General features: G+C 66.2%; 22 protein-coding genes. 10 read left to right on the forward strand and 12 right to left on the reverse strand.

Going from position 1 to position 26,033, the window contains the following annotated elements:
- The first annotated feature begins 276 nt into the window (after positions 1 to 276).
- From glgC to HDG32_RS19835, 5 genes are all read left to right on the forward strand, one after another.
- The gene (glgC, locus tag HDG32_RS19815; RefSeq protein ID WP_184070021.1) at positions 277 to 1,539 is read left to right on the forward strand and encodes a glucose-1-phosphate adenylyltransferase; all 1,263 of its coding nucleotides are present in this window, start codon (positions 277 to 279) and stop codon (positions 1,537 to 1,539) included.
- 136 nt (positions 1,540 to 1,675) lie between these two features.
- Entirely contained in the window at positions 1,676 to 3,136 is a 1,461-nt protein-coding gene (glgA, locus tag HDG32_RS19820) for a glycogen synthase GlgA (RefSeq protein WP_184070023.1), read from the forward strand.
- Positions 3,137 to 3,405: 269 nt separating this feature from the next.
- Positions 3,406 to 4,272, forward strand: coding sequence for a pyridoxal kinase PdxY (gene pdxY / locus HDG32_RS19825; RefSeq protein ID WP_184070025.1), 867 nt, complete (start codon positions 3,406 to 3,408; stop codon positions 4,270 to 4,272).
- A gap of 145 nt (positions 4,273 to 4,417) precedes the next feature.
- Entirely contained in the window at positions 4,418 to 4,879 is a 462-nt protein-coding gene (locus HDG32_RS19830; RefSeq protein ID WP_184070027.1) for a hypothetical protein, read from the forward strand.
- A 420-nt stretch (positions 4,880 to 5,299) separates the two neighbouring features.
- Positions 5,300 to 6,451 (forward strand): branched-chain amino acid ABC transporter substrate-binding protein, encoded by a 1,152-nt coding sequence (locus HDG32_RS19835; RefSeq protein ID WP_184070029.1) that lies wholly within the window; start codon positions 5,300 to 5,302, stop codon positions 6,449 to 6,451.
- A gap of 58 nt (positions 6,452 to 6,509) precedes the next feature.
- On the opposite strand, the gene HDG32_RS19840 is transcribed toward HDG32_RS19835, so the two are convergent.
- Both HDG32_RS19840 and HDG32_RS19845 read right to left on the reverse strand, forming a co-directional pair.
- Positions 6,510 to 8,480: a DUF3857 and transglutaminase domain-containing protein gene (locus HDG32_RS19840; RefSeq protein ID WP_184070031.1), complete on the reverse strand. Its 1,971-nt coding sequence runs from the start codon at positions 8,478 to 8,480 to the stop codon at positions 6,510 to 6,512.
- 145 nt (positions 8,481 to 8,625) lie between these two features.
- A complete protein-coding gene (locus HDG32_RS19845; protein ID WP_184032871.1) occupies positions 8,626 to 9,288 on the reverse strand; it encodes a hypothetical protein in 663 nt (220 codons plus the stop codon).
- 342 nt (positions 9,289 to 9,630) lie between these two features.
- Here HDG32_RS19845 and HDG32_RS36500 point away from each other — a divergent pair, with 342 nt between their 5' ends.
- Positions 9,631 to 9,765: a hypothetical protein gene (locus HDG32_RS36500; protein WP_260336532.1), complete on the forward strand. Its 135-nt coding sequence runs from the start codon at positions 9,631 to 9,633 to the stop codon at positions 9,763 to 9,765.
- Positions 9,766 to 10,043: 278 nt separating this feature from the next.
- Here the strand turns inward: HDG32_RS36500 and hutG are convergent, their stop codons facing one another.
- The 8 genes from hutG to HDG32_RS19885 all read right to left on the reverse strand — a co-directional run bounded on the left by hutG (position 10,044) and on the right by HDG32_RS19885 (position 19,524).
- A complete protein-coding gene (hutG, locus tag HDG32_RS19850) occupies positions 10,044 to 10,856 on the reverse strand; it encodes an N-formylglutamate deformylase (protein ID WP_184070033.1) in 813 nt (270 codons plus the stop codon).
- A gap of 51 nt (positions 10,857 to 10,907) precedes the next feature.
- The gene (locus HDG32_RS19855) at positions 10,908 to 12,293 is read right to left on the reverse strand and encodes a formimidoylglutamate deiminase (RefSeq protein ID WP_184070035.1); all 1,386 of its coding nucleotides are present in this window, start codon (positions 12,291 to 12,293) and stop codon (positions 10,908 to 10,910) included.
- A 15-nt stretch (positions 12,294 to 12,308) separates the two neighbouring features.
- Positions 12,309 to 13,538 (reverse strand): imidazolonepropionase, encoded by a 1,230-nt coding sequence (hutI, locus tag HDG32_RS19860; protein ID WP_184070037.1) that lies wholly within the window; start codon positions 13,536 to 13,538, stop codon positions 12,309 to 12,311.
- Positions 13,539 to 13,622: 84 nt separating this feature from the next.
- The gene (locus tag HDG32_RS19865) at positions 13,623 to 14,273 is read right to left on the reverse strand and encodes a HutD family protein (RefSeq protein WP_184070039.1); all 651 of its coding nucleotides are present in this window, start codon (positions 14,271 to 14,273) and stop codon (positions 13,623 to 13,625) included.
- Between the two features lie 8 nt (positions 14,274 to 14,281).
- Positions 14,282 to 15,970: a urocanate hydratase gene (gene hutU / locus HDG32_RS19870; protein WP_184070041.1), complete on the reverse strand. Its 1,689-nt coding sequence runs from the start codon at positions 15,968 to 15,970 to the stop codon at positions 14,282 to 14,284.
- A gap of 61 nt (positions 15,971 to 16,031) precedes the next feature.
- Positions 16,032 to 16,727 carry a histidine utilization repressor gene (hutC, locus tag HDG32_RS19875; RefSeq protein WP_090803957.1) on the reverse strand — a complete coding sequence of 232 codons (696 nt, stop codon included), beginning with the start codon at positions 16,725 to 16,727 and terminating at the stop codon, positions 16,032 to 16,034.
- Positions 16,728 to 16,752: 25 nt separating this feature from the next.
- Entirely contained in the window at positions 16,753 to 18,273 is a 1,521-nt protein-coding gene (hutH, locus tag HDG32_RS19880; RefSeq protein ID WP_184070043.1) for a histidine ammonia-lyase, read from the reverse strand.
- A gap of 327 nt (positions 18,274 to 18,600) precedes the next feature.
- Complete coding sequence (locus HDG32_RS19885; protein ID WP_090803954.1) at positions 18,601 to 19,524, reverse strand: LysR family transcriptional regulator; 924 nt, start codon at positions 19,522 to 19,524, stop codon at positions 18,601 to 18,603.
- A 158-nt stretch (positions 19,525 to 19,682) separates the two neighbouring features.
- Here HDG32_RS19885 and HDG32_RS19890 point away from each other — a divergent pair, with 158 nt between their 5' ends.
- On the forward strand, positions 19,683 to 20,597 hold the full coding sequence (locus HDG32_RS19890) for an NAD-dependent epimerase/dehydratase family protein (RefSeq protein ID WP_184070045.1): 915 nt from the start codon (positions 19,683 to 19,685) through the stop codon (positions 20,595 to 20,597).
- A 130-nt stretch (positions 20,598 to 20,727) separates the two neighbouring features.
- Complete coding sequence (locus HDG32_RS19895; RefSeq protein WP_018418561.1) at positions 20,728 to 20,910, forward strand: hypothetical protein; 183 nt, start codon at positions 20,728 to 20,730, stop codon at positions 20,908 to 20,910.
- A gap of 108 nt (positions 20,911 to 21,018) precedes the next feature.
- Here the strand turns inward: HDG32_RS19895 and HDG32_RS19900 are convergent, their stop codons facing one another.
- Together HDG32_RS19900 and HDG32_RS19905 are read right to left on the reverse strand one after the other, a co-directional pair.
- Positions 21,019 to 21,765 (reverse strand): thioredoxin family protein, encoded by a 747-nt coding sequence (locus tag HDG32_RS19900; protein ID WP_018418562.1) that lies wholly within the window; start codon positions 21,763 to 21,765, stop codon positions 21,019 to 21,021.
- Between the two features lie 89 nt (positions 21,766 to 21,854).
- Positions 21,855 to 23,249: an NCS2 family permease gene (locus HDG32_RS19905; RefSeq protein WP_409340045.1), complete on the reverse strand. Its 1,395-nt coding sequence runs from the start codon at positions 23,247 to 23,249 to the stop codon at positions 21,855 to 21,857.
- Positions 23,250 to 23,693: 444 nt separating this feature from the next.
- Between HDG32_RS19905 and HDG32_RS19910 the strand changes: the two genes are divergently transcribed.
- The gene (locus tag HDG32_RS19910; protein WP_184070049.1) at positions 23,694 to 24,761 is read left to right on the forward strand and encodes a PRC-barrel domain-containing protein; all 1,068 of its coding nucleotides are present in this window, start codon (positions 23,694 to 23,696) and stop codon (positions 24,759 to 24,761) included.
- The gene (locus tag HDG32_RS19915) at positions 24,758 to 26,005 is read left to right on the forward strand and encodes an MFS transporter (RefSeq protein WP_184070051.1); all 1,248 of its coding nucleotides are present in this window, start codon (positions 24,758 to 24,760) and stop codon (positions 26,003 to 26,005) included. Before HDG32_RS19910 ends, HDG32_RS19915 begins: the two co-directional genes overlap by 4 nt.
- The last annotated feature ends 28 nt before the right edge of the window (positions 26,006 to 26,033 follow it).

Genomic DNA, 26,033 nt, shown 5'->3' on the forward strand with positions numbered 1-26,033 from the left:
AAAAACGCGCCCTAACAGGCGATCGTTTGAGGATGGTCCGCCACGCGGCCCCCGCAATAAACATTATTCGCTCGCGTCCAATCGGTGCTAGAACTGACTGACGGACCTGCGAAAACAGGCAGCGAAGAACGGCAATGCGGCACGACTGCCAGGCAGCCCGAATCATCAGCGCAGAGGAAGCGACCAGATCATCCCGGGGGTATATCAATCAAGCAACCATCTTGCATGCGGTCGGAGCGAGTGCTGAAGGGCCACTCCGATCGACAGGAGACAAATATGAATACTCCGGCACGGCTGAACGACTTACAGCGCACTACCCTCGCGATCGTCCTCGCCGGCGGACGCGGTACCCGGCTCGGACCGCTCACGAACAAGCGCGTGAAGCCGGCGGTGCACTTCGGCGGAAAATACCGGATCATCGACTTCGCGCTGTCCAATTGCCTGAATTCCGGCATCCGCCGCATCGCGGTGGTCACGCAGTACAAGGCGCATTCGCTGCTGCGGCATCTGCAGCGCGGCTGGAGCTTCCTGCGCGGCGAGATGGGCGAGTTCATCGACCTGTGGCCCGCGCAGCAGCGCGTCGAAGGCGCGCACTGGTATCGCGGCACCGCCGACGCGGTGTTCCAGAACCTCGACATCATCCGCTCGATCCGCCCGAAGTACGTAGTCGTGCTCGCGGGCGACCACATCTACAAGATGGACTACACGCGCATGATCGCCGATCACGCGGACAGCGGCGCCGACTGCACGGTCGGCTGCATCGAGGTGCCGCGCATGGAAGCGGTCGCGTTCGGCGTGATGGCGGTCGACGAAAATCGTCGCGTGATCGGCTTCGTCGAAAAACCGGCCGACCCGCCTGCGATACCCGGTCGCCCCGACACGGCGCTCGCGAGCATGGGCATCTACGTGTTCAGCGCCGACTACCTGTACACGCAGCTCGAAGAGAACATCGCGGCGATCGATACCGATCACGACTTCGGCAAGGACATCCTGCCGCGCGTCGTCACGCAGGGCGTGGCGATCGCGCATCCGTTCAGCATGTCGTGCGTGTCGTCGGACCCGAGCGTCGAGCCGTACTGGCGCGACGTCGGCACGATCGACGCGTACTGGGCCGCGAACCTCGATCTCGCATCGACGATACCGACGCTCGACCTGTACGACGAGTCATGGCCGATCTGGACATACCAGGAGCAGCTGCCGCCCGCGAAGTTCGTACGCGACATGAAGGGGCTGCAGGGCTCGGGAACCAATCTGATCGTCTGCGGCGGCTGCGTGATCTCGGGCTCGCAGATTTCGCGCTCGGTGCTGTCGTCGAACGTGAAAGTGAGTTCGTTCTGTAATATCAATGAGGCAGTGTTATTGCCGCAGGTCACGGTCGGCGCGAGTTGCCGCCTGCAGAAGGTCGTGATCGACCGTGGCTGCACGATTCCGGAAGGCACGGTGATCGGCGAAGACCCGGCGCGCGACGCCGAGCGCTTCTATCGCACCGACGAAGGCGTCGTGCTGGTCACGCAGGAGGCGTTGCGCGAGCATCCGTAGTAGTGCGCCCGCCGCCTGCCCGCGCCGCCGGCCAGGCGTCGCCTCGCTTCACCTTGTTTCACCCGGCTTCGCCCGAACCACCGCTGACTATTTGCCGACCCCGAGCAACCCTGCCACCCCGACAGAGACCCGGCCTATGACGATTCGCGCCCTGCACGTCGCAAGCGAGCTGTATCCCCTCCTCAAAACGGGCGGTCTCGCCGACGTCGCGGGCGCGCTGCCGTCCGCGCTGATCGAGCGCGGCGCCGACGTGCGCGTGCTGCTGCCGGGCTTTCCGGCCGTGCTCGCCGGCCTGCGCGATCTGCAGCCGGTCGCGCAACTGGGCAGCCGCTTCGGCGCGCCGAACGTGACGCTCGAACGCGGCACGCTGCCCACCAACGGGCTGGCCGTCTACGTGATCCGCGCCGCGTCGCTGTACGATCGCCCCGGCAACCCGTATCTGAACGACGAACACGTGCCGTACGGCGACAACGCGCAGCGCTTCGCGCTGCTCGGCTGGGTCGCCGCGCAACTCGCGCAGCAAACGGACCCGACGTGGTCGCCGCAGATCGTCCACGCGCACGACTGGCACGCGGGGCTCGCGCCCGCCTACCTGAAGGCCGCCGAACGCGAGCACGGCCGCGCGCCCGCGCGCAGCGTGTTCACGATCCACAACCTCGCCTACCAGGGGATTTTTCCCGCGCATCAGTTCGGCCTGCTCGGCCTGCCGCACGATTTCTTCAACATGCACGGCGTCGAGTTTTATGGTCAGCTGTCGTTCCTGAAGGCGGGGCTCTACTACGCCGAGCGCATCACGACCGTCAGCCCGACCTATGCGCGCGAAATCCAGACGCTCGCGCACGGCGGCGGGCTCGATGCACTGTTGCGCCATCGTGCACACGATCTGAGCGGCATCCTGAACGGCGTCGACTACACGGTGTGGAATCCCGCCACCGATACGCTGCTCTCGACGCACTACAGCGCGTCGAGACTGGCGGGCAAGCTCGCCTGCAAGGAAGCGCTGCAAAAGCGCTTCGGCCTCGCGCAGAGAAGCGACGCGCTGCTGTTCGGCGTGGTGAGCCGGCTGACCGAGCAGAAAGGCCTCGATCTGCTGCTCGGCGCGGTGCCCGAGATCGTCAAGCGCGGCGGGCAACTGGTCGTGTTCGGCACCGGCGATCCGGCGCTCGAGAATGGCCTCAGGATGGTCGCGCAGGCGCATCCGGAATCGGTCGCGGTCGAGCTCGGCTTCGACGAAACCCTCGCGCATACGATCATCGCCGGCAGCGACGTGGTCGCGGTGCCGTCGCGCTTCGAGCCGTGCGGGCTCACCCAGCTCTATGCGCTCGCCTACGGGTCGCTGCCGCTCGTGCACTGCATCGGCGGTCTCGCGGATACGGTCGCCGACGCATCGCTCGAAAACCTCGCCGACGATTTCGCCACCGGCTTCGTGTTCGAACGCTTCGATCCGAAGGGACTCGCCTCGGCGATCCGCCGCGCGTTCGCGCTGTACGGACGCCGCACCGAATGGAAGGCCACGCAGCGGCGCGCGATGCGCCAGGACTTCGGCTGGGGCGCGTCGGCCGACCGCTATCTGGCCTTGTATCGCGAACTCGTCTGAAGCATCCGGCCGCACGCTGAACTGTCAGGTTTCGTTAATCTTCACGCGCGTTTGATGGTTCGGCGCAACAGCACGGGGACGGATCAACTCGCGGCTGTCAAACTCCTGTATCGTTTGCTGATTTGCCGGCTATGCAGTTCGTGCACTTTTCCTGCACCATCTGTATCAGGCATGTCTGCCGCACGGCGCCCGGGCCATCGGCCCGCCCGCGCGAGCCTCCCCTTCCAGTGTTTTGTTGATCGCGCATGACCGGTTGCGCGAGCCTTACCATGACGAAAAACGTTCTGAGCATCCAGTCCCATGTCGTGTTCGGTCACGCCGGCAACAGCGCGGCCGTGTTTCCGATGTGCCGGCTCGGCGTCAACGTGTGGCCGCTCAACACCGTGCAGCTCTCGAATCACACGCAATACGGGCATTGGAGCGGCAGCGCGATCGACGCATCGCAGATGGAAGATCTCGTCGACAGCATCGGCGCGATCGGCATGCTGCCGCGCTGCGACGCAGTGCTCTCCGGCTATCTCGGCACGAAGGAACAGGCGCAGGCGGTGATTGACATCGTCAAGGCCGTGAAGGCGGCCAATCCCCGCGCCTGGTACTTTTGCGATCCGGTAATGGGCGCCACGGGCGGCTACAAGGTCGAGCCCGGCATCCAGGAATTCCTCGTGAAAGAAATGCCGCAAGTCGCCGACGGGATCGCGCCGAATCACATCGAATTGCAGCGCCTCGTCGGTCGCGAGATCGAGACGTTCGAGGAAGCCGTCACCGCGTGCCGCGAGCTGCTCGCGCGTGGGCCGAAGCTCGTGCTCGTCAAGCATCTGCTCGATCGCAACAGCCCCGCCGACCGCTTCAACATGCTCGTCGTCACCGAGCGCGAAGCGTGGATGGGACAGCGTCCGCTCTATCCGTTCGCGCGCCAGCCGGTCGGCGTCGGCGATCTGACGAGCGCGGTCTTCGTCGCGCGCACGCTGCTCGGCGATTCGATCCGCTCGGCCTTCGAGCACACGCTCGCCGCGGTCAACGCGGTCGTCAAGGCGACCTGGCAGGCCGGACGCTATGAACTCGAACTGGTGGCGATGCAAAACGAAATCGCCCAGCCGCGCGAGTGGTTCGATGCGTGGGTCGCGGAGACGGCTTAGATAACTTAGACACGTCGCTCGTTGCCGAGCGCCCTCGCCAGCACCCTGCTGGCGGCCGTCCTATAATGCGTGCCGCGTGGACCAGGGCTTGCGCCCTCGCGCCACGGCATTTTCAGCATCCGGCATTCAGCAGACGAGGCATTCGATGGACGGTCATATCCGCAGCGAGCGGGAAGAATTTTTTGAGCAGTTGTGCATCAGCGTCGACGCGGACGAAGCGCACGAACAGGAAGCGATCGAGTTCTTCGAGAACCAGTTCGACCAGCCCGACTTCGATCCCGCGCAATGGCTCGATATCGCGCTCTACTACTCGGCCGCCGTCGCGCGCGGCATCGTCGACATGGTGACGGCCGACGACAAGGCACGCAGCAACATCGCCGAAATCATCGCCGACAATCTCGACATCTCGTACGGCGAGGACGACTGCCAGCAGTTCGCCGAGACGATCGGATTCGCGCTGAACAACGGTGTGCCGGTCGATCTCGACGTGGTGCTCGACGGCTGCCAGCGCGCGATCGACGATCTCGACACGTGGGCCGACGAAGACACGAAGGCGCCGCTTTTGCGTCTGCGTGAAGAGCTGCTGCGCCAGCAAGGCGAGCGCTAGGCAAAAGGCTCGAATCTCCTCCGACAACGCAATACCGCAACACCGGCCGGCGCGCTCGCGCCGGCTTCTTAAGCATATGCCGTAATCCGCAGCCCAGGCGGACCTTCGCACGGCAAGCCAGCTTGCATGCCTGACGCACGCTCCATGTGCACCACATGCACCTGTTGCGGCCTATGCCGAAATGCTCATCCAAAACGCCACGAATTGCCAAGACGACGGCAATTTGGCTTTCTATATTCGCCCCAGATTGACGTCGCGAACACGCTGCGAGGCTCAACGCCAGTGCGCGTATTCCAGCATTGTGAGCGGCGAGCGATCCTTCGTAGTCTTGCGATGCGCGAGGGTTTGCCTCGGCCTCACGTGTCGTACCGCTTTGCTGTCGTACCGCTTTCATAACAACCGTCGATGCAAGGAGAGACCATGAGTCTTCGCAACACGCTGAAACCGCTGGCCATGCTCGTGGGTGCGATGTTTGCCGTCGCGCCTGTTGCCAGTTTCGCCGACGACCTGCCGGTCAAGATCGGTTTTGCCGCGCCGCTGACGGGCGCCAATGCCGGCTACGGCAAGGATCTGGAAAACGGTGTGCGGCTCGCGATCGACGAAGCCAACGCGCAGAAGATCAAGATCGGCGACAAGGTCGCGCACTTCGAGATCGTCTCGCAGGACGACCAGGCCGACCCGCGCGTCGGCGTGCAGGCCGCGCAGAAGCTGGTCGACTCGGGCGTCGCGGTGGTCGTCGGCCACTTCAACTCGGGCACGACGATCCCGGCCTCGCAGGTCTACGAGCAGGCTGGCATTCCGGTGCTCGATCCCGCCGCGACGAATCCGATCATCACGGGCCGCGGCTTCGCGAACACCTTCATGGTGATTTCGACCGACGCGCAGAACGCCGGCAATGCGGGCGCCTATGCCGTCGAGGTGACGAAGGCCAGGCGCATCGCGATCATCGACGATCGCACCGCGTTCGGCCAGGGCGAAGCCGACGAGTTCGAGAAGGCCGTGAAGGCGCACGGCGGCAACATCGTCGCGCGCGACTACACCGACAACCACGCGGTCGACTTCAGCACGCAGATCACCAAGTTCAAGGGCGCCAATGCGGACCTCGTGTTCTTCGCCGGCCTCGACAGCCAGGCGGCGGGCTTCGCGCGGCGCATGAAGCAGCTCGGCCTGAACGCACAGCTGGTCGGCGGCGGCGGCGTGATGGACGAGGACTTCATCAAGCTCGCGGGCGATGCGTCCGACGGCGCGATGGCCTGGGAATACGGCCGCCCGCTCGCGCAACTGCCGGGTGGCAAGGACTTCAACGCGAAGTTCAAGAAGCGCTTCGGCGCGGACGTGCTGTCCTATGCGCCGTTCGGCTACGACGGCGCGTGGGTCGCGATCAAGGCGATGCAGCAGGCCAGATCCGACTCGCCGAACGTGTACCGTCCGGCGCTCAAGTCGATCGACTACGACGGCGTGACCGGCAAGATCTCGTTCGACAGCACCGGTGCGTTGAAGAGCGGCGCGTCGACGCTGTATCAGGTGAAGAACGGCGCGTGGGTGCCGGTCGTGACGAAGAGCGGCACCTAAGCTCCACGTCCAGTAGATCGTCGCGGCCCTGCCCGGCGCGTGGCCGGCGCGGGGCGCGCTACCGCCGCGCGCTCGCCGCCCGGACGACCACCTCGGCATCGAGATCGCGCTCGATGCGCACGAGGTCGTCGCGAATCGCCGCGAATTCGTTTGGCGTACACATCTGATGGCCGAACGCGGCGCGCAGATGCCGGTTGAGCTGCAACGTGCGCGTCGCCGGATCGAAGACGTAGTGCGACGCAAACGTGAGCAACGGGTCCTCGACCGTGCTGTCGGTCGGCAGGTCGGTCACGCGCACGAAGCGCGGCAAGCTCATTTCCAGCGTTTCATCGAACTCCCCGCCGATGCACGCCCACGGCTGCGTTCTGACGGGCTCCGCGAGCCACGCCTCGACCTGCGAGCCCATGCCGCCGGCGAGGCTCGTGAGCGCCCGCACGGCGGTCGTGCCGTCCGGCCAGATCAGATGCGGCACGCTGCCCTGCATCGTCGTCGCGAACGGACCGCCGGTCACGGCGACGTCGTCGGTCTGCAATTGCGCGGAGCCGTGCAAGCCCGTTTGCAGCAGACGCCTGGCGGCAAGCTGCTGCGCGCCCTGGCGCGTCGCGCGGCGGAACGTGTTGCGTTCGAGCTCCGCGGTATAGCCCTGATCCTCGACGCGGTACGCATAATGTGCGGTGCCGTTTTCGTCGATGTCGATCTGCACGCGCGCCTTGCGTTCGCGCCGTTGAGTGGCCGGCGTGCGCGCGAGCACGCCGTCGTCGACGAGCAGCACCGGCCGGTCCATGACGCCGCCAGGCAGATAGCCGAACGCGGTGCCGCCCGCCGTCGTATCCGCGAATTGCGCCAGCTCGGGAATCCAGATGATCGCGTGATTGATCGCGCTCGCGCCGTAGCCGGGGACCTCGGGCAACGTGTAGTACGGACCGAGATTGAGCAGCACCGGCTCGCTGCGAATGCCGACGGCCGCGAGCAGCGCGCCGTATAGCGCGACGTGGTCCTTGCAGTCGCCATAGCGGTTGCGCAGGATGTCGGCCGCCTTGTGCGGAATCGCCGCCGTCTCGCCGAGAAAAAGCGCGACGTAGCGGATGTTCAGACGCATCCAGTCGTACAGCGCGCGGGCTTTGTCGCGAGGATCGGTAAGGCCGGCCGTCAGTTGCTGTGCGAGACCGATGATCGCGGGATCGTCGCGGGTCGCGTCGTTCTCGGCGGGACCGCGATAGCGCGCGGCGAAGCTCGCGAAGTCCGGCACCGTCGACACCATCAGCCGGTCGCCCCAGTTCGCGTAGCCGACCGCGCCCGCTTCGAGCCGCGCATAGGGGCCGTGCCGGTAGTCGAACTCGTAGCGCGTGCGGCCGTTCGCGGTGACGGGCGGCATCGCGACGTAGCCGCGCGCATCCGCATAGAGCGGCACGTCGACGGGAAGATCGAAGATCAGACGCTGCTCGTCGACGGGCTCGAGCGACGGCTCGACCAGATAGGCGAAGGTGCCCGCTTGCAGCGGCTTCGCGCGGGTCTTGCGAAATTCCAGGTGCACGCGCGAGCCGATCGTGACGCCGGGGAAGATCACGGTGCGCAACACACCGTCCTCGAAGCTCGGCGCGCCGGACGAGCGCGGCTCCTGCACGTCGCGGATCGCCTCGGGACCGACCGCATGCGCGGTGCCGTCGGGGTCGATCGTTTCGGCGGCCAGCAGTTGCACCTGCTCGATGTCCTTGTTGAACCACACATAGCGTTGCGCGATCTCGTCGACGCCGCTGGCCGTGTCCGCGCGCATCAGCGTGTCGTCGTGTTCCTCGATGGAACCGTCCTTCTGGATCACGAACAAATGGACGTCGCGCTCGATCGTCGCAGGGGCACGTTCGTTGGTGGAGGTGGCGATTTCGCCGGCTGCCACGCAAAGGGGCAAGACGATGCCGCTCGCGGCGGATAGCGCGGCAAGCAACGCCGCGGCGCGCACGCCGCGCACGCGGCACGCGAGCCCGATCATCGCGATCGACGTGTGCGCCAACGTGACGACGACGTTCCCCAAGATCCACCTCGGACAGGTTCGTGTCGTCGTTGTAGCACATCGCCGACCCGTGTGTTTCGGGCCGGGGTCGGCGTTGCCGCGTCGAGCTCGAGCGGCATTGAAGTCACCGGCGCACCCGCGACGCAGCGGCCGGCGTCGATCGTCTTCACTCGCCGTCGTCGAGCTGGCTCAGCAGCGCCTGCAGTTTTTCCACGTGCCGCAGCAGCATGTGCCGGTGCTTGTCGATCTGTTCAAGCCGGCCCTCCAGGTCGGCTTGAATGCGGTCATCGAGTTCGGCCGCGGCCATTACGTCCTCGACCTTCGCGCGCATCGATGCGAGCTCCACCGGCGCGTGCAGCAGATGCCGCTCGAAGCGCCGCACTTCCTGCGTCGCGAGATCGCGCACCTTGCGAAAATGCGCGTGACGGCGGTGCGCTTCGACATCGAGCGTTTCTTCCTCGAGGCGTCGCGCGGGCGGCGGCTGCCCAAAAATCGGCTCGGGCCGCAACACCGTCTTCTTGCGCACCGGATGCGCGGTGCCCCGAAAGCGCGCGAGCGGCTGCTCGTTGTCGATCGCCTCGCGCGCATTCGCCGGAATCTCGTGACCGGTGTGCGGCACGTTCATCCAGCCGCCCGGCAAACCGGTGACGGCCTCGACGCCGCGCACGAATTCCTCGCTGAATTCGCGTTGCCCGGACAGCATCAGCTTCAGGTAGCTCGCGGAAAACGTCATCATGCGCGCGAGCCGGCTCGCGGCGCCGACCTCGCTGGTCAGCAACACCAGGTTCGCGCGCCAGACTGGCAGCAGCAATTCGTCGGAATCTTCCATCGCTGGGTCTTCCATCTTTTCGCCTGATGAATCGATGACCGCGTCGCGCATGTCATCGTTTTGAAAGGGTCGTCGTCTCACGGTGTCGCGTGCAATGCCGCTATGCCGCTTTGCGTGCGGTGGGGCCCAGATGTCGAAGGTACACATTTGACACGGTACGCACCGGCCAATTCAGCGCAAAGCGCGTTAAAACAGGGCTGACGACACATCGCATGTTGCATTGACACACGTATTCGCGCGCCGGTCCTATCCGCGGCCGCTTGATGTGGCATGCTTACACGCCGATGCGGCACGCGTCGTGCCGCATGGCTTGCTCCACAACACTGACTTAAGGGTTTTGTAATGAAGAAAATCGTTCTCGCCATCGCCGCAGCCGTTGCCACGCTGAGCGCGATCGTCCCCGCTCAGGCCGATGAGCATCACCACGAGTGCCATAAGGTGCACGTGCATCATCATTGGGAAAAGCGCTGCCACTAATGGCGGTGAAACCGTGTCCGATGGACGCGGTGCACATCAAAAAGCCCCGTTTTCGCGGGGCTTTTTTTCATGGCGCGCCGCGTCTTGAAACAGCCGGCGCACGATACGCTGTGCGCGCTCGACGCTCAAACCATTCCATATGAACGCGCCGGCACGCAATCACGGACACATGCTGTTACACCTTCGCGATACGCTGACCGATGCAGGCCGACGCGGACCGCGATGCCGCGCGTTCCTGCAGCAATCGTGATCCGCGTGGTGAGAAAGGAATACAAGCTTCAGGCGGATTTCACGCGAGCGAGAGCCGTCGTTACCAGCGCTTCGAGCAGCGGCGCGACCTTCGCGGCGAGGTCTTCATCGTATGCATAAGGCAGGCGCTCTTCCATGTAGGTGATCTGCGACAGCTCGAGTTGCACCGCATGCACGCCCTGCTCGGGCTGCCCGTATTGCCGCGTGATATAGCCGCCCTTGAAGCGGCCATTCGCGATCGCCGTGTAGCCGCCGTGACGCCCGACCAGCGCGGCCAGTTCGTCAGCCAGGCCCGGCGCGGCGCTCGCACCGTTCGACGTGCCGAAGTTGAAATCCGGCAGACGTCCGTCGAAAAAACGCGGCACCCGCGAGCGGATCGAATGCGCCTCCCACAGCAGCACCTTGCCGTGCTTCACCTTCAGCGCCGCGAGTTCGCCGGTCAGCGCGTCGTGATACGGCTTCCAGTAAGCGTCGCGACGGCGCGCGATTTCGGCGTCGTCGGGCAGATGGCCGTCGCGATAGAGCGGCTCCCTGTCGAACGTATCGACCGGCAGCAGACCCGTAGTGTCCTGCCCCGGGTACAGGTTCGCGCCGTCGGGCGGACGATTCAGGTCGACCACGTAGCGCGCGTAGGTCGGCGTCAGGATCGACGCGCCGAGGCGCTTCGCGAATGCATACAGGCGATCGAGATGCCAGTCGCAATCGTCGGTGCGTTGCGCGACCGGTGTCATCGTCACGGCGATGTCGGCGGGGATTTGCGTGCCCAGATGCGGGATCGAGATCAGCAGCGGCAGGCTTCCCTGATGCAGCGAGAAAACCGGCGTGAGGTTCGAAGCAGTCATGTCAGTCCGGAATCAGTGGGATCGGAGAATCAGTTCGGCGGGTCATGGCCGTTATTTGAGCAGTTCCGCGAGCGCCGCGCGATAGCGCGCATAGGCGCCCTCTTCGTCGCGATGCCGGCGATCGTCGACGACCTTGACGCCGCCCGCGTAGACGTCGCGGATCGGCGTATCGCCGTGCTCGCAGAATACGACGCCTGACAGCCACGCCTCGCGCTCATGCCCGGCGATGCTCGTATGGTCGGCGTCGAGCACGAGCCAGTCCGCGCGATGGCCCGGCTGCAACGCGCCGACCGCGCGGCCGGTCGCACGCGCGCCGCCGCCGAGCGCGGCCGCGTACAGACGATCCGCGACATGCGGAGCTTGCGCCGACGCCAGCACGTTGCGCTGCCGGCGCGTCAGACGCTGGCCGTATTCGAGCAGACGCAACTCGGCGCGCCAATCGACGCCGACATGGCTATCCGAGCCGACGCCGATGCGGCCGTGCGCGTCGAGATAGTCTTGCGCGGGAAAAATGCCGTCGCCGAGATTGGCCTCGGTGGTCAGACACAAACCCGCGACCGCGCCGCTCTTCGCGAGCGCGAGCGTTTCGTTCGCATCGACGTGGGTCGCGTGCACGAGACACCAGCGGCTGTCCACATCGAAACGATCGAGCAGCCATTGCACCGGCCGTGTGCCTTCGGTTTCGAGGCAGGCGTCGACCTCGGCGGTCTGTTCGGCGATATGGATGTGGACAGGCACGGTTGCGTCGATGCCGCCGAGCAACGTGCGCAGCGACGCCTCCGATACCGCGCGCAGCGAATGCGGCGCCACGCCGTAACGCAGCGCCGCATGTTCGGGGCGCGCGGCGCGTAGCGTGCCGAGCAGATCGAGCAGGCTCTCAGGCGTATTGATGAAGCGCCGCTGATCGTCGCGCGGCGCGCGCGCGCCGAAGCCGCTGTACTGATACAGCACCGGCAGCATCGTGATGCCGATCCCGCTCGCCGATGCCGCGTCCACCACGCGTTGCGCAAGCTCGGCCTGATTCGCGTAGCGCTGGCCGTCCTGCGCGTGGTGCACGTAGTGGAACTCGCACACCGACGTATAGCCCGCCTTCAGCATCTCGATGTAGAGCCACTGCGCGACGCTCGCGAGGCCTTCCGGCGTGATGCGCGCGGCAAAGCGATACATCAGGTCGCGCCACGACCAGAAGTTATCCGTCGCGTTGGCGCGATATTCGGTGAGTCCCGCCATCGCGCGCTGAAACGCGTGCGAGTGAAGATTCGGCATGCCTGGCATCAGCGGGCCCGCCGCCTTCGGCACACCCGCCGGCGCCTCGGGTCGATCCGTCGCGACCGCGCTCAGCGTGCCGTGAGCGTCCCATTCGAGCAGCACGTTGCGGCGCCAGCCCTCAGGCAGATACGCGTCAGCGGCGAACAGCGATTGATTGGATTGCGTCATCTCTCAGGTTCTAGTTCAGGTCACACGCGACTCGCGCCGCGTATAGACGGTTTCGCCCGCGCGCACGACGCGCGCGCAGAGCGGCCGGCCAATCCAGTAAGCGAGCTCCGCCAGCGAATCGACCGACCACACCGCGAAGTCGGCCGCGCGACCGACCTGCAGCGCACCGTGCCGATCGCTCTTGCCGAGCGCGCGCGCAGCCTGCGTGGTGACGCCTTGCAGCACCTCGGGCACGGTCATGCGAAACAGCGTGCTCGCCATGTTCATCATCAGCAGCAACGAAGTCGCCGGTGAGGTGCCCGGGTTGCTGTCGGTCGAGATCGCGATCGGCACCTCGTAGCGCCGCAGCAGTTCGAGCGGCGGCAACTGGGTCTCGCGGATGAAGTAGTACGCGCCCGGCAGCAGCACCGCGACGGTGCCCGCTTCCTTCATCGCGGCGACGCCGGCTTCGTCGAGAAACTCCAGGTGATCCGCCGACAGCGCGCGATGCCGTGCCGCGAGCGCGGTGCCGCCGCCGTTCGACAACTGCTCGGCGTGCATCTTGACCGGCAGCTCGTAGCGCGCGGCCGCGTTGAACACGCGCTCGCTCTGTTCCAGCGAAAAACCGATGCGCTCGCAGAACACGTCGACCGCATCGACGAGGCCTTCGTCCGCGAGCGCGGGCAGCATCGTGTTGCAGACTTCGTCGATATACGCGTCCGCTCGGCCCGCGAATTCGGGCGGCAACGCGTGCGCGCCGAGAAACGTCGTATAGACCGTGACCGGATAGCGCTCGCCGAGCTGACGCGCGACGCGCAGCATCTTGCGCTCGCTCGCGAGATCGAGGCCGTAGCCCGATTTGATTTCGATCGCCGTCACGCCTTCGGCGAGCAGCGGTTCGAGCCGCGCGGCCGCTTGCGTGAACAGCGACGCTTCGTCCGCGGCGCGCGTCGCGCGCACCGTCGACACGATGCCGCCGCCCTGTCGCGCGATTGCTTCGTAGCTGACGCCCGCGAGCCGCTGCGCGAATTCGTCGGCGCGCTGGCCGCCGTACACGAGGTGCGTATGGCAATCGATCAGGCCCGGCGTCACCCATGCGCCGCGCAGATCTTCGCGCGGCCATGCGGCATAGGGCGTGGGTAAATCGGCGAAAGCGCCGAGCCACGCGATACGGCCGCCGTCGACCGCAATCGCGGCATCGGCGAGCGTGTGGCGAGGATCGCCCTGCGGGCACAAATTCAGGTGATGCCAGACGGTTTGCTTCATCGCGTGCTCTTTGCCGCTCGTTGCGTGTCTGTGGATGGGTTGTCCGTGATGGAGCGCATGTGAGGCCCTATCACGGTTGATTCGTCATCGCGTGTAGCGGATCGTGATCGCGAGCACCGTGCCGTCGCCCGTCAGCGTGCAAGTGAGCGCGTTCGGCCCATCGACGCGTAGCGTGTCGCCGGTGTCGAGCCGCACGGCTTGCGCGTGGTCCGCCGCCAGTCCGACCGTGACCGCGCCGCCCGCGCAAAACAGCAGCGCCACGTCGCCGTCGAGCACGCGCGGCGCATCCTGCTGCGTGCCAGTGCGCCACACGTCCAACTCGCCCTGCGCCACGTCGCGCCGCACCATCAGGTTGAAGTCGCGCGTTGCCCCGTCGACGAGCCGCGCGTCGATGCGCGTCGCGCCATCGAAGCGCGCGATGTCGAGCGGCTGCCGCAACACATGCGTCGAGGCGACGCCCGCGTCGCCCAGCTCATCGAGCAGCATGCCCGCGCCAGACAGCAACACCAGCGTCCGGTCGACGCCGTCGAAGCGCGAGAACGGTCCCGCCTGCGCAACCTCGGCGACGCTCACGCGCCACACGAAGTCGGCGCTCGCCGCGCGCTGCCCGCCGCCGTGCGACGGAAACGCCGCGATCTCACGCGTGAACCCGCCGCCGTTTTTCCACGGCGCCGCCACGAGATCGGCGCCGCGAATCAGCGTGACGCCTGCCATGCCGCCCGCGTGGTTGGCCATGGTCACGATCAGCGGCCCAGCATCGGCAGATTGAGACCGGCCTCGCGCGCCGTCTGCTGCGCGAGTTCATAGCCCGCATCCGCGTGACGCATCACGCCGGTGGCCGGATCGTTCAACAGCACGCGGCCGAGGCGCTGGTGCGCGGCTTGCGTGCCGTCCGCGACGATCACGACGCCCGCGTGCTGCGAGAAGCCCATGCCGACGCCGCCGCCGTGATGCAACGACACCCACGACGCACCGCCCGCCGTGTTCAGCAGCGCGTTCAGCAACGGCCAGTCGCTGACCGCGTCCGAGCCGTCCTTCATCGATTCGGTTTCGCGGTTCGGGCTCGCGACCGAACCGGTATCGAGGTGATCGCGGCCGATCACGATCGGCGCCTTCAGCTCGCCGTTCCTGACCATTTCGTTGAACGCCTGGCCGAGACGATAGCGATCCTTCACGCCGACCCAGCAGATCCGCGCCGGCAGACCCTGGAACGCGATGCGCTCGCGCGCCATGTCGAGCCAGTTGTGCAGATGCGGATCGTCGGGGATCAGTTCCTTCACCTTCGCATCGGTCTTGTAGATGTCCTCGGGATCGCCCGACAGCGCGACCCAGCGGAACGGGCCCTTGCCTTCGCAGAACAGCGGCCGGATATACGCCGGCACGAAGCCCGGAAAGTCGAACGCGTTTTCCACGCCCATTTCGAGCGCCATCTGGCGAATGTTGTTGCCGTAGTCGAGCGTTGCCGCGCCGCGTTCCTGCAGCGTCAGCATCGCCTGCACCTGCGTGGCCATCGACTGCCTGGCCGGCGTGACGATGCTTTCCGGCGCGGTCTTCATGCGCTCGCGCCAGTCTCCGACCGTCCAGCCCTGCGGCAGGTAGCCGTGAATCGGATCGTGCGCGCTCGTCTGGTCGGTCACGCAGTCCGGCGTGATGCCGCGCGCGACGCACTCGGCGAACACGTCGGCGGCATTGCCGAGCAGGCCAACCGAGATCGGCTTGCCGGCGCGCTTCGCTTCGTCGAGCATCGCGAGCGCCTCGTCGAGCGTCTTCGCCTTCTTGTCGACGTAGCGCGTCTTCAGACGGAAGTCGATGCGCGTCTCGTCGCATTCGACCGCGATCATCGAGAAGCCCGCCATCGTCGCCGCGAGCGGCTGCGCGCCGCCCATGCCGCCGAGACCGCCGGTCAGAATCCAGCGGCCCTTCGGGTCACCGTTGAAGTGCTGGTTCGCGACCGCGAAGAAGGTCTCGTAGGTGCCCTGGACGATGCCCTGGCTGCCGATGTAGATCCAGCTGCCGGCGGTCATCTGGCCGTACATCATCAGGCCCTTGCGGTCGAGTTCGTGAAAGTGTTCCCACGTCGCCCAGTGCGGCACGAGGTTCGAGTTCGCGAGCAGCACGCGCGGCGCGTCCGCATGGGTGCGGAACACGCCGACCGGCTTGCCCGACTGAATCAGCAGCGTTTCGTCTTCGTTCAGGTCCTTCAGCGACGCGAGGATCTGATCGAAGCAATCCCAGTTGCGCGCGGCGCGGCCAATGCCGCCGTACACGACGAGCGCGTGCGGGTGCTCGGCGACTTCGGGGTCCAGATTATTCTGGATCATCCGGTACGCGGCTTCCGCGATCCAGGTCTTGCAGGTCTTTTCCGCGCCGTGCGGTGCGCGGATCGTGCGAGTCGGATCGAGACGCGGATCGACGTGTTTCGGATTGTTCATGGTGTCCCCAATAATGCGTGAAGAGGTTCGATAAAGATTCGGCGAAGACGAAAAAGCGAATTCAGAAATGCCCAGTGAAGCGGTAACGGGTGCCCGGATGCCACAGATTCGCGATCGAGGCGACCTCGCCTTGCGACCACGTGCGCCGGTGCAGCACGAGACACGGCTCGCGTTCACTCATGTTCAACAGCTCGCGCGTGATCTCGTCGGCGGCGAGCGCCTCGATGCGGTACTCGACGCGCTGCAGCGGCGCGACGCGCACGAGGTACTGGTTGGGCGTGGTGTTCGTGAAGTCCTGCAGCGCGTATTCGGGTGCGACGGCCGGATTGACCCAGCGTTCCTCGAGCTGCACCGGCTCCTCGTTTTCGAAATGCAGCAGGCGCGAATGAAACACGGGGCTGCCCGCGCTCACCTGCATCTCTTCGGCGAGCGCCGCATCGGCGATGCTGGCGCCGATGTTCAGCACCCTCGCCTGATAGCGATGACCGCGCGCAACGATTTCATCGGAGATGCTGCGGATCGCCACCAGGGTCGACTCGTACTTGGGACGGGCGACGAAAGTGCCCGAGCCTTGTACACGTGTCAGCACCTGCTCCGAGGTCAACTCGCGCAACGCGCGGTTGACCGTCATGCGCGCGACGCTGAATTCGCGCGCAAGCTCGTTTTCGGAGGGCACCTGGTCGCCTTCGGCCCACTCGCCCGCATGAATGCGCGCGAGGATGAAGTCCTTGATGCCCTGATAAGCGGGTGCGTTCATCGGTGTGATCCGCGCTCTCGACGACTCATTGTTCCGACGCGAACGAGAACGGGCTCAGCTTCGCGACCGCGCCGGCCTGCACGAGCTTCGTGACCGCCGCGATGTCCGGCGCGAAGTAGTGATCGAGCTCGTAGTGCGCGACGTCCTTGCGCACGAGGTCCATCACCTTCTGCAGGCTCGGGCTGGTCTTGTGCGGCGCGCGCAGATCGACACCCTGGGCGGCAGCGAGCAGTTCGATCGACAGGATGTTCGCGGTGTTGTCGGCGATATCGCCGAGCTTGCGCGCGGCGAACGTCGCCATCGACACGTGGTCTTCCTGGTTCGCGGACGTAGGCAGCGAATCGACCGAAGCCGGATGCGCGAGCGTCTTGTTTTCCGATGCGAGCGCGGCGGCCGTCACGTGCGCGATCATGAAGCCGGAGTTCACGCCGCCATCCTTGACGAGGAACGGCGGCAGGCCCGACAGCGTCGCGTCGATCAGCAGCGCGATGCGGCGTTCGGCGAGCGCGCCGATTTCCGCCACGGCGAGCGCCAGGTTGTCGGCCGCGAACGCGACCGGCTCGGCGTGGAAGTTGCCGCCCGACAGCACTTCGCCGGTGTCCGGGAAAATCAGCGGATTGTCGGAGACCGCGTTCGCTTCCTTCAGCAGCGTTTCGGCGGCCTGACGCATCTGGTCCAGACACGCGCCCATCACCTGCGGCTGGCAGCGCAGGCTGTACGGGTCCTGCACCTTGTCGCAATCGGCGTGCGACACGTTGATCGCCGAGCCTTGCAGCAGCGAGCGATAAGCCGCGGCCGCGTCGATCTGGCCTCGATGGCCGCGCAGTTCGTGGATGCGCGCATCGAACGGCTTGACCGAGCCCATCGCCGCATCCACCGACAGCGCGCCGGCGACGAGCGCCGTGCGGTACAGGTCTTCGATCGCGAACATGTTGTACAGCGCGAGCGCGGTCGAAGCCTGGGTGCCGTTCAGCAGCGCGAGACCCTCCTTCGCCTGCAGCGTCAGCGGCTTCAGACCGACGAGCGCGAGGCCTTCGGTGGCCGGCATGCGCTCGCCCTTCGCGAACACTTCGCCGACGCCGAGCAGGGTCGCCGACATATGCGCGAGCGGCGCGAGGTCGCCCGATGCGCCGACCGAGCCCTTGACCGGGATCACCGGCAGCACGTCGGCGTTGAACAGCGCGATCAGCGCCTCCATCACTTCGCGGCGGATGCCCGAGTGGCCGCGGCCGAGGCTCGACAGCTTCAGCGCGATCAACAGACGCACGACCGGGCGCGACATCGGCTCGCCGACGCCGACCGCGTGCGACAGCACCAGATTGCGTTGCAGCAGTTCGAGCTGATCGCGCGGAATGTGCGTGCTGGCGAGGCGGCCGAAGCCGGTATTGATGCCATAAGCCGGCTCGCCCCTGGCGGTGATGTCGGCGACGGCCTGCGCGCACGCGTCGATGGCGGCATGGCTCGCGGGATCGAGTTGCAGGGTGAACTGCTCACGCGCGATCTGGCGCAGTTGCGGGAGGGTCAGGTAGCCGGGCTTCAGAATCATGGTTGTCGTCCTGTCTATACAAGTTCAAATAAGTCTAGCCGGCGGGCCTTGTATATACAACTTGTTTTTCGAGATTTCGTGCCTGGGGATTTCCATTATTTGGCACGTGGCTCGGCGGGAGCGCGTGGGTTTGGCGGCAGGTCGTCGGCGGCGTGTCCTGGACGCATGGGTCGGCGTGGCCGCCGTGATTTAGCCCACAGTTGTATATACACCTTCGCGGCGCGGATCGCCATCTGGCCAAAATTGGCGCGCTCTCGCTGGCGGGAAGGCGGACACGCCGGCTCCGCCGATATCTGGGTTATAGGACAGAAGGCTCTGCGACGCGGATCAGAGCTTGACCCGCGCCGCGATGAAATCCAGAAAGCACTGCACGCGCCCCGCGAGCGATGCGCTCTGGTAGTACACCGCATGCACCGGCTGCCGTTCATCGACGAGCAGGTTGCCGAGAATCGGCACGAGGCGGTTTTCGCGCACGTCGCCGGCGGTCATGAAGTCGGCCAGACAGGCTACGCCCCAGCCGGACAGCGCCAGTTGCCGCAAGGTTTCGCCGCTCGACGCGGTGATCGACGGTTCGATCTTCAGCAGCGCGGCTTCGTCCCGCTGCCCCTTGGCGCGCTTCGTTCCCCTGCCCCCTTCGCGCAACGGCCAGCGATTCAAATGCTCCGGCGCCGTAAAGCCGATCAGCCGATGCGCGTGCAGCGCGTCGAGCGTGGTCGGCTCACCGTGCTCGGCCAGATACGCCGGGCTCGCGAGCACGCGCAGCCTGCTCTCGCCGAGCGCGCGCGCATGCAGCGTCGAATCCTGCAGCGCGCCGATGCGAATCGCGATGTCGACCTTCTGTTCGAGCAGATCGACGATCCGCTCGTTGCTGGTCAATTCGAGCCGGATCTCCGGATACAGCGCCGAAAACGCGGTCATATGCGGCGCCACGCAATGCAGCATGAACGGCGACGCCGCATCGACGCGCAAGCGCCCCGACGGCCGTTGCCGCCCGCGCGCGACCGACTCCTCGGCCTCTTCGAGCGCGTCGAGGATCGCGCGGGCGCGCCGCAGGAACGCGTCGCCTTCCTCGGTCAGATGCAGACGCCGCGTCGTGCGCCGCACGAGCGCGGTGTCGAGCTTCTGCTCGAGGCGCGTGAGCGCGCGGCTCACGCCGGAGACGGTCTGCCCCAGCTTCTCGGCCGCGGCGGTAATCGAGCCGCTGTCGATCACGGTGACAAACACCAGCAATTCGTCGGTGGAGGTTTTCATTGTTGATTTCAGATCAAGATTGATTTGAGACTAACACGCTTTTTGCGAGAATCCGCGCGAGCGATACTACGTGCCTGTCGATCGGAGTTGGCGCTTTAGCGCTTACTCCGATCCCATGCAAGAGATTGCGGTCTTGGCATTTCCCTCAGGAGAACGTCTTGAAGATTTTCGTTACTGGCGCAAGCGGTTTTATCGGCGGCTCGATCGCGGCGCATCTGGCGCGCGCCGGCCATCAGGTGCGCGGGCTGATTCGCAAACCCGAACACAGCGGCGAGTTGCAGCGGCTCGGCATCGAGCCCGTGCCCGGCACGCTCGACGACCGAGCGTTGCTGATCGCCGAAGCGCAAGCGGCCGACGCGGTGATCAACGCCGCGAGCAGCGATCACGAAGGCGCGGTACGCGCGCTGATCGACGGACTCGCCGGTTCGGGCAAGGTATTCCTGCACACGAGCGGGTCGAGCATCGTCGGCGATGCGTCGGGCGGCGAAGCGGGTGAAGCACGCATCTATCACGAAGACGCGCTGCCCACCCCGACCGCCGACAAGGCCGCGCGCGTCGCGATCGATCAACTGGTGCTCGACGCCGCGCAACGCAACGTGCGCTCGGCCGTGCTGTGCAACACGCTGATTTACGGTCACGGCGCGGTGGCCGGCAGCGCGAGCGTGCAGTTGCCGCGACTCGTGCGCCAGGCGCAGAAAAGCGGCGTCGTGCGTCATGTGGGCGGCGGCGGCAACGTCTGGTCGAACGTGCATATCGACGACGTCGCCGAGCTGTATCGCCTCGCACTCGATAAAACCCCTGCCGGCACGTTCTATTTCGTCGAAAGCGGCGAAGCGTCGTTCCGCGACATGAGCGCCGCGATCGCACGCGCGATGAAGCTCGGCGCGCCGCAGGACTGGCCGCTCGAAGACGCGAAACAGGAATGGGGCTACGAAATGGCCTCGTACGGTCTTGGCTCGAACAGCCGCGTGCGCGGCGAACGCGCGCGCAAACTGCTCGGCTGGCAACCGCGGCGCAGGTCGGTGATCGAATGGATCGAACGCGACATGATGGGGCCGCAAAGCACCGTTTGACGCGGCTTTGCGCGCCGCGCAACGTAAGCTGTGTAAGCGCGGTCGTTGCGAATCCGTAAGCTCCTTTCGATAAAATCGCGGGCACCTGACGGTGCGATTCCACCGTCGCACACACGCCCCGATTCGACCGATGAGCTTCGCGCTGAACTTCGACTGGCTGACTAACCTGATGGCGATACTGTTCGTCGTCGCGTGTCTGTACGACACGCGCTACGACGAATACGGCGTGCTGACGCTCGCGGCCGCGGCGATGAGCCTCATCGTGATGGCGATGGAAATGTTCCTCAGACCCGCCTTCGAGATGGCGCTGTAGCGAGCTGATGCAGCGCTCGTGCAGCACAGAGGCGCCGCGCCAGCTAGCGCGGCGCGCGCCCCTCGCCCCCTTCGTCGACCCGCTTCATCACTTCACCGCTTCACCGCTTCACACCGTGTACGATCCGCACGCCGGGCAAGCCGCGCGCGCGTGGTCGTCGTAGCGGTCGTGATGCCTGACCCAGTCGGTCAGATTACTGTTCTCGTTGCGACCTTTCGGCGCGATGTCCAGAAGCGCGTAGGTGTTCACGAAGCGCTCGTCGCCGCGTGCGTAGCATGAGTACGTGTGATACACGTCGCCGTTTGCGTCCTTGTAGAACACGCTGTGGCCGTGCTGTTCGTCGATGCCGACGTCCTGCTCGGTGAAGTTGTAGAACGCCTTTTTACTCGCCAGTTGCTCCGGCGTGAACGACACGTGGTAGTCGAAATTGAAATCGCTGCCGCTCGACGACACCCACGGAAAGGTCCACCCCATGCGCCGTTTGAACGCGTCGATCTTCTCGAGCGGCGCGTGCGATACCGTCACATAGCTGACGTCGTGATGGACCAGATGCGTGAGAATGCCGCTCATATGGTCCGACAGAAACGAGCAGCCGACGCACCCCTCTTCCCAGTCCGGGCCCAGCATGAAGTGATAAACGATCAGCTGGCTGCGGCCGTCGAACAGCTCCGCGAGCGTCTTGCGGCCTTCCGGCGTATCGAACGTATAAACCTTGTCGACCTTGACCCACGGCAATTCGCGGCGCTTGCGCGCGAGTTCGTCGCCGGCGCGCATATGCGCTTTTTCGTCGGCGAGCAGCGCGCGGCTCGCGGCGAGCCACTCTTCCCGGCTGCCGATGCGATGTTGCGGTTCCATCTGCGTCTCCTTTCCTGCGGATGCAGGGCTTGACCTCAAGGTTAAGGTTTAGAGACGCTGACGCGAAAGTCAAGGAGCCGCAACGAAACTCAGATCGCCCAGCCGCCGACATAAAACCCGACCAGCACGACTGCGATCGCCACGGTCCCGACATTGAGCTTGCGATACTCGCCGCTGACGACGCGTCCGATCACGAGCGTCGCGAAGCCGAGCATGATGCCGGTCACGATGTTCGCGGTCAGCACGATGAACACCGCGCACACGAGCCCCGCCATCGCGTCGACCATGTCGTCCATATGCAGCTTGCTGACGTTCGACAGCATCAGCAGCCCCACGTACATCAGCGCGGGCGCGGTCGCATACGAAGGCACCAGCGCGGCGAGCGGCGAGAAGAACATCACGACGAGAAACAGCAGACCGACGACCGCCGCCGCCATCCCCGTCTTCGCGCCCGCCGCGACGCCGACCGTCGACTCGATATACGCGGCCGCCGGCGCGCCGCCGAGCAGGCCCGAGAAGATCGAGCTCAGCGAATCGGCGCTCAGCGCGCGGCCGCCGTTGATGATGCGGCCGTTTTCGTCGAGCTGCCCCGCCTGGCCCGCGACCGCGCGGATCGTGCCGGTCGCGTCGAACACGGCGGTCATCACGAGCGCGAGCACGCTCGGCAGCACCGCCATCGACAGCGCGCCCTTCACGTCCATCGCGCCGATCAGCGACGCATGCCCCGGCGCGCTCAACGACGGCACCGCGAAGATGCCGTGAAACGCCACGGCCGGATCGATCGCGAGCCCGATCGCCGAGATCGCGACGATCACGATCAGGATCGAGCCCGGCACGCGCCGCCGCACGAGCCCGACGATCGCGGCGAGTCCGGCGACCGACATCAGCGCCGGCAACGCCGCAATATTGCCGAGCGACACCGGCAGCCCCGCGCCCGGATTCTTGACCACGAGCCCGACGTCGTTCGCGGCGATCAGCAGCAGGAACAGGCCGATGCCGATCCCGGTGCCGTGCGCGATGCCGACAGGCAGGTTGCGCAAAATCCACGAGCGCACGCCGGTCACCGAAATCGTCGTGAACACGACGCCCATCAGGAACACCGCGCCGAGCGCAACGGTCGGATGCAGGCCCTTGCCGAGCACGAGGCCGAACGCGGTGAACGCGGTGAGCGAGATCGCGCAGCCGATCGCGATCGGCAGACGCGCCCACACGCCCATCAGCAGCGAGCCGAACGCCGTGGTCAGACACACGGCGACGAACACCGCGCTGGTATCGAAGCCTGCCTTGCCGAACATGCCGGGCACGACGAACACGGAATAGACCATCGCGAGGAAGGTCGTGATGCCCGCGACGATCTCCTGGCGCTGCGTGCTGCCGCGCGCGGAAATGTCGAAGTAGCGGTCGAGAAAGCCCTTACCGCGGAATGATTCGGTGTCGAAGGATTCGCTCGCGACGTCGGAATTCGCGAGGGCCTGGGGTTCCATCATGATGAGTGCCTCCTTTATCAGCGCGCTGAAACGGCCGCTAAAGCGGCCGTCATCAGGTTCGTCTCGTGGATTGATTGGTGTGGGTAACGCTTTTCTGAGTCGAAATGTAGGTGAAGCGAACTATGTGTCCAATCGCATGAATGGCATGCCGGACATGTCGCGCGACTTATATCTTTTGCGCGACGGTCGCTCGCGCGAGCGCTGCGCGCGTATACACCTACGGCATACGGGCAGCCGCGAAACGCGCCGAACCCACCCCGGCGATCGCGTTCCAGGCACGCGGCGTGCAGGGCTATCCCGCCAGAGCATCGGCGAAACCGCCTGCAACGCAACCGGCGAAAGGCTGCCCGCGCGGCAGCGCAGGTTAAACTCTGGGCCGTATCCCATCCAACCGCGGCGGCTCATCGCGCCCGTCCGCACCTGCCCGTGGAGTTTTTCCTGATGACTGGCGGTTTTCCGCGCCCCGCCGGGCGCCTGCCGATTGTCCCGTTTGGACCGCTTGGATCGCTTCGCCCGCTCGATTCGCCTGATTCGCTCGATGTGCTTCGACTGTTCCGCTGGCTGTGCACCGTGGCCGCGCTGTTCGCGTTCGCCGCGCTGTCCGGCTGCAGCAGCCTGCTGTGGGGTACGCAGCAGGCGCCGATCGTCGATGCGACGGTGATGCCGGTCGAGCCGGCAAGCGCGCCGGTCGCCGCGTCCGCGTCCGAGCCGGTCGAGAGCGAGGCGAACGAGGGGCCCGAGGAGCCGAAGAAACCGAAGAAGCCGGTCGTGAAGCCGCACAAGGTCGAACCGCCGCCGCCCGTTGTCGTGCCGGCTCCGCCGCCGCCCCCGCCGCCGCCGCCGCTGATCGTGCTGCGCACGATCGAGCGCAGCGACGCGCGCGCGCTGCTCGACAGCCAGGTGCAGAAGCCCGACGGCAAGGTGGTCGGCCGCGCGGTCGACATGATCGCCGACGCAGCCGGCAAGCCGCGCGAGATGGTCGTCAATCTGCAGGGCTTCCTCGGCGTCGGCGATCGCAAGGTGAACTTCCCGTGGGGCGCGTTCCACTTCACGCCGACCGCGAAGGGGGCGCCGATCACGCTGAACCCGACGGCCGTGCCGAGCACCGTGAACAAATCGAACCCGCTGGAACTGCCGCTGCTCGATGCGACCGTCGAGCGCGCGAACGGCGCCAAGGTGGGCCGGGTGGTCGACGTGCTGATCGACGGCAACGCGCAGCCGCAGGCGATCGTCCTCGACGTCGGCGGCATGGTCAGCCCCGACCGGCGCACGATCGCCGCGAACTGGTCGGCGCTGCGCTTCGTCACGCGCGACAAGGAACTGCATCCGCAGATCGATCTGAGCGACGCACAGATCAACGCGACGCCGCCCTACGCGAGCGACAAGCCGATTCGCGCGGTGTCGCCGGCGCCGCCCGCGCAGCCTGCCGCCAGCGCCGCGCCCGCGGCCTCGGCGCCGCCGGCCGCGTCGTCGGCCGTCGCGGTTTCCAACGCACGGGCGGTCCGATGACGGTCCGTACTATGGTCACGGCGCGAAGTCTGCGCGCGCTCGATTGGCTCAACTTCTTCGTCGCCAACGTGCAGACGGGCTTCGGGCCGTTCATCGCGTCCTACCTCGCATCGCACAAGTGGACCCAGGGCGAGATCGGCATGGTGCTGTCGGTCGGCACGATCAGCGCGATGGTCAGCCAGGTGCCCGGCGGCGCCGCGGTCGACGCGTTGCGTAACAAGAAAGCGGCGGCCGCGTGGGCGATCGGCGCGATCATCCTCAGCGCGATGTTGCTCGCGATCAGCCCGACCGTGCTGCCGGTGATCGCCGCCGAGGTGTTCCACGGCTTCGCGAGCTGCATGCTGACGCCGGCGCTCGCGGCGATCTCGTTCGCGCTGGTGGGTCGCGCGAATCTCGGCGACCGGCTCGGCCGCAATGCGCGCTGGGCGTCGATCGGCAGCGCGGTCGCGGCCGGTCTGATGGGACTGTTCGGCGAGTACTACTCGCCGCGCGCGGTGTTCTTCCTGACCGCGGGCCTCGCGGTTCCCGCGCTGATCGCGCTCGCGATGATCCAGCGCACCGACACGATCGAGCTGCCGCAAGCGGCGCCCACCCCCGAGCAGCTCGAGCGGCGCGAAAGCCTGCGCGAGCTGCTGCGCGACAAGCGCATGCTGCTGTTCGCCGCGTGCATCGTGCTGTTCCATCTGTCGAACGCGGCGATGCTGAACCTGGCCGCCGGCGAAGTGACGGCCGGCATGGGAGACAACGTGCAGCTCGTGATCGCGGCATGCATCATCGTGCCGCAGGCGATCGTCGCGATGATGTCGCCGTGGGTCGGGCGCTCGGCCGAACGCTGGGGCCGCCGGCCGATTCTGCTGCTCGGCTTCTCCGCGTTGCCGATCCGCGCGCTGCTGTTCGCGGGCATCAGCAGCCCCTATCTGCTCGTGCCGGTGCAGATGCTCGACGGCTTGAGCGCCGCGGTGTTCGGCGTGATGCTGCCGCTGATCGCCGCCGACGTCGCCGGCGACAAGGGCCGCTACAACCTGTGTATCGGCCTGTTCGGGCTCGCGGCCGGCATCGGCGCGACGTTGAGCACGACGGCGGCGGGCTTCGTCGCCGATCGTTTCGGCAACACGGTGAGCTTCTTCGGCCTCGCGGCGGCCGGTGCGCTCGCGGTGCTGCTGGTGTGGGCGGCGATGCCCGAGACGCGCGACGCGGCGACGGCCAGCAACGGCGACGGCGCGGCTGTGCCCGGTCGTGGATAGTCGGCGGCGACGTGAGTCGCGCGAGCTG

The organism is Paraburkholderia sp. CI2 (assembly GCF_014201055.1).
GTDB classification, from domain to species: domain Bacteria; phylum Pseudomonadota; class Gammaproteobacteria; order Burkholderiales; family Burkholderiaceae; genus Paraburkholderia; species Paraburkholderia tuberum.

Coding starts and splice junctions, on each gene's coding strand:
- glgC (WP_184070021.1), top strand. CDS start 277: ATGAATACTCCGGCACGGCTGAACGACTTACAGCGCACTACCCTCGCG.
- glgA (WP_184070023.1), top strand. CDS start 1,676: ATGACGATTCGCGCCCTGCACGTCGCAAGCGAGCTGTATCCCCTCCTC.
- pdxY (WP_184070025.1), top strand. CDS start 3,406: ATGACGAAAAACGTTCTGAGCATCCAGTCCCATGTCGTGTTCGGTCAC.
- HDG32_RS19830 (WP_184070027.1), top strand. CDS start 4,418: ATGGACGGTCATATCCGCAGCGAGCGGGAAGAATTTTTTGAGCAGTTG.
- HDG32_RS19835 (WP_184070029.1), top strand. CDS start 5,300: ATGAGTCTTCGCAACACGCTGAAACCGCTGGCCATGCTCGTGGGTGCG.
- HDG32_RS19845 (WP_184032871.1), bottom strand. CDS start 9,288: ATGGAAGATTCCGACGAATTGCTGCTGCCAGTCTGGCGCGCGAACCTG.
- HDG32_RS36500 (WP_260336532.1), top strand. CDS start 9,631: ATGAAGAAAATCGTTCTCGCCATCGCCGCAGCCGTTGCCACGCTGAGC.
- hutG (WP_184070033.1), bottom strand. CDS start 10,856: ATGACTGCTTCGAACCTCACGCCGGTTTTCTCGCTGCATCAGGGAAGC.
- HDG32_RS19855 (WP_184070035.1), bottom strand. CDS start 12,293: ATGACGCAATCCAATCAATCGCTGTTCGCCGCTGACGCGTATCTGCCT.
- hutI (WP_184070037.1), bottom strand. CDS start 13,538: ATGAAGCAAACCGTCTGGCATCACCTGAATTTGTGCCCGCAGGGCGAT.
- HDG32_RS19865 (WP_184070039.1), bottom strand. CDS start 14,273: ATGGCCAACCACGCGGGCGGCATGGCAGGCGTCACGCTGATTCGCGGC.
- hutU (WP_184070041.1), bottom strand. CDS start 15,970: ATGAACAATCCGAAACACGTCGATCCGCGTCTCGATCCGACTCGCACG.
- hutC (WP_090803957.1), bottom strand. CDS start 16,727: ATGAACGCACCCGCTTATCAGGGCATCAAGGACTTCATCCTCGCGCGC.
- hutH (WP_184070043.1), bottom strand. CDS start 18,273: ATGATTCTGAAGCCCGGCTACCTGACCCTCCCGCAACTGCGCCAGATC.
- HDG32_RS19885 (WP_090803954.1), bottom strand. CDS start 19,524: ATGAAAACCTCCACCGACGAATTGCTGGTGTTTGTCACCGTGATCGAC.
- HDG32_RS19895 (WP_018418561.1), top strand. CDS start 20,728: ATGAGCTTCGCGCTGAACTTCGACTGGCTGACTAACCTGATGGCGATA.
- HDG32_RS19900 (WP_018418562.1), bottom strand. CDS start 21,765: ATGGAACCGCAACATCGCATCGGCAGCCGGGAAGAGTGGCTCGCCGCG.
- HDG32_RS19905 (WP_409340045.1), bottom strand. CDS start 23,249: ATGGAACCCCAGGCCCTCGCGAATTCCGACGTCGCGAGCGAATCCTTC.
- HDG32_RS19910 (WP_184070049.1), top strand. CDS start 23,694: ATGACTGGCGGTTTTCCGCGCCCCGCCGGGCGCCTGCCGATTGTCCCG.
- HDG32_RS19915 (WP_184070051.1), top strand. CDS start 24,758: ATGACGGTCCGTACTATGGTCACGGCGCGAAGTCTGCGCGCGCTCGAT.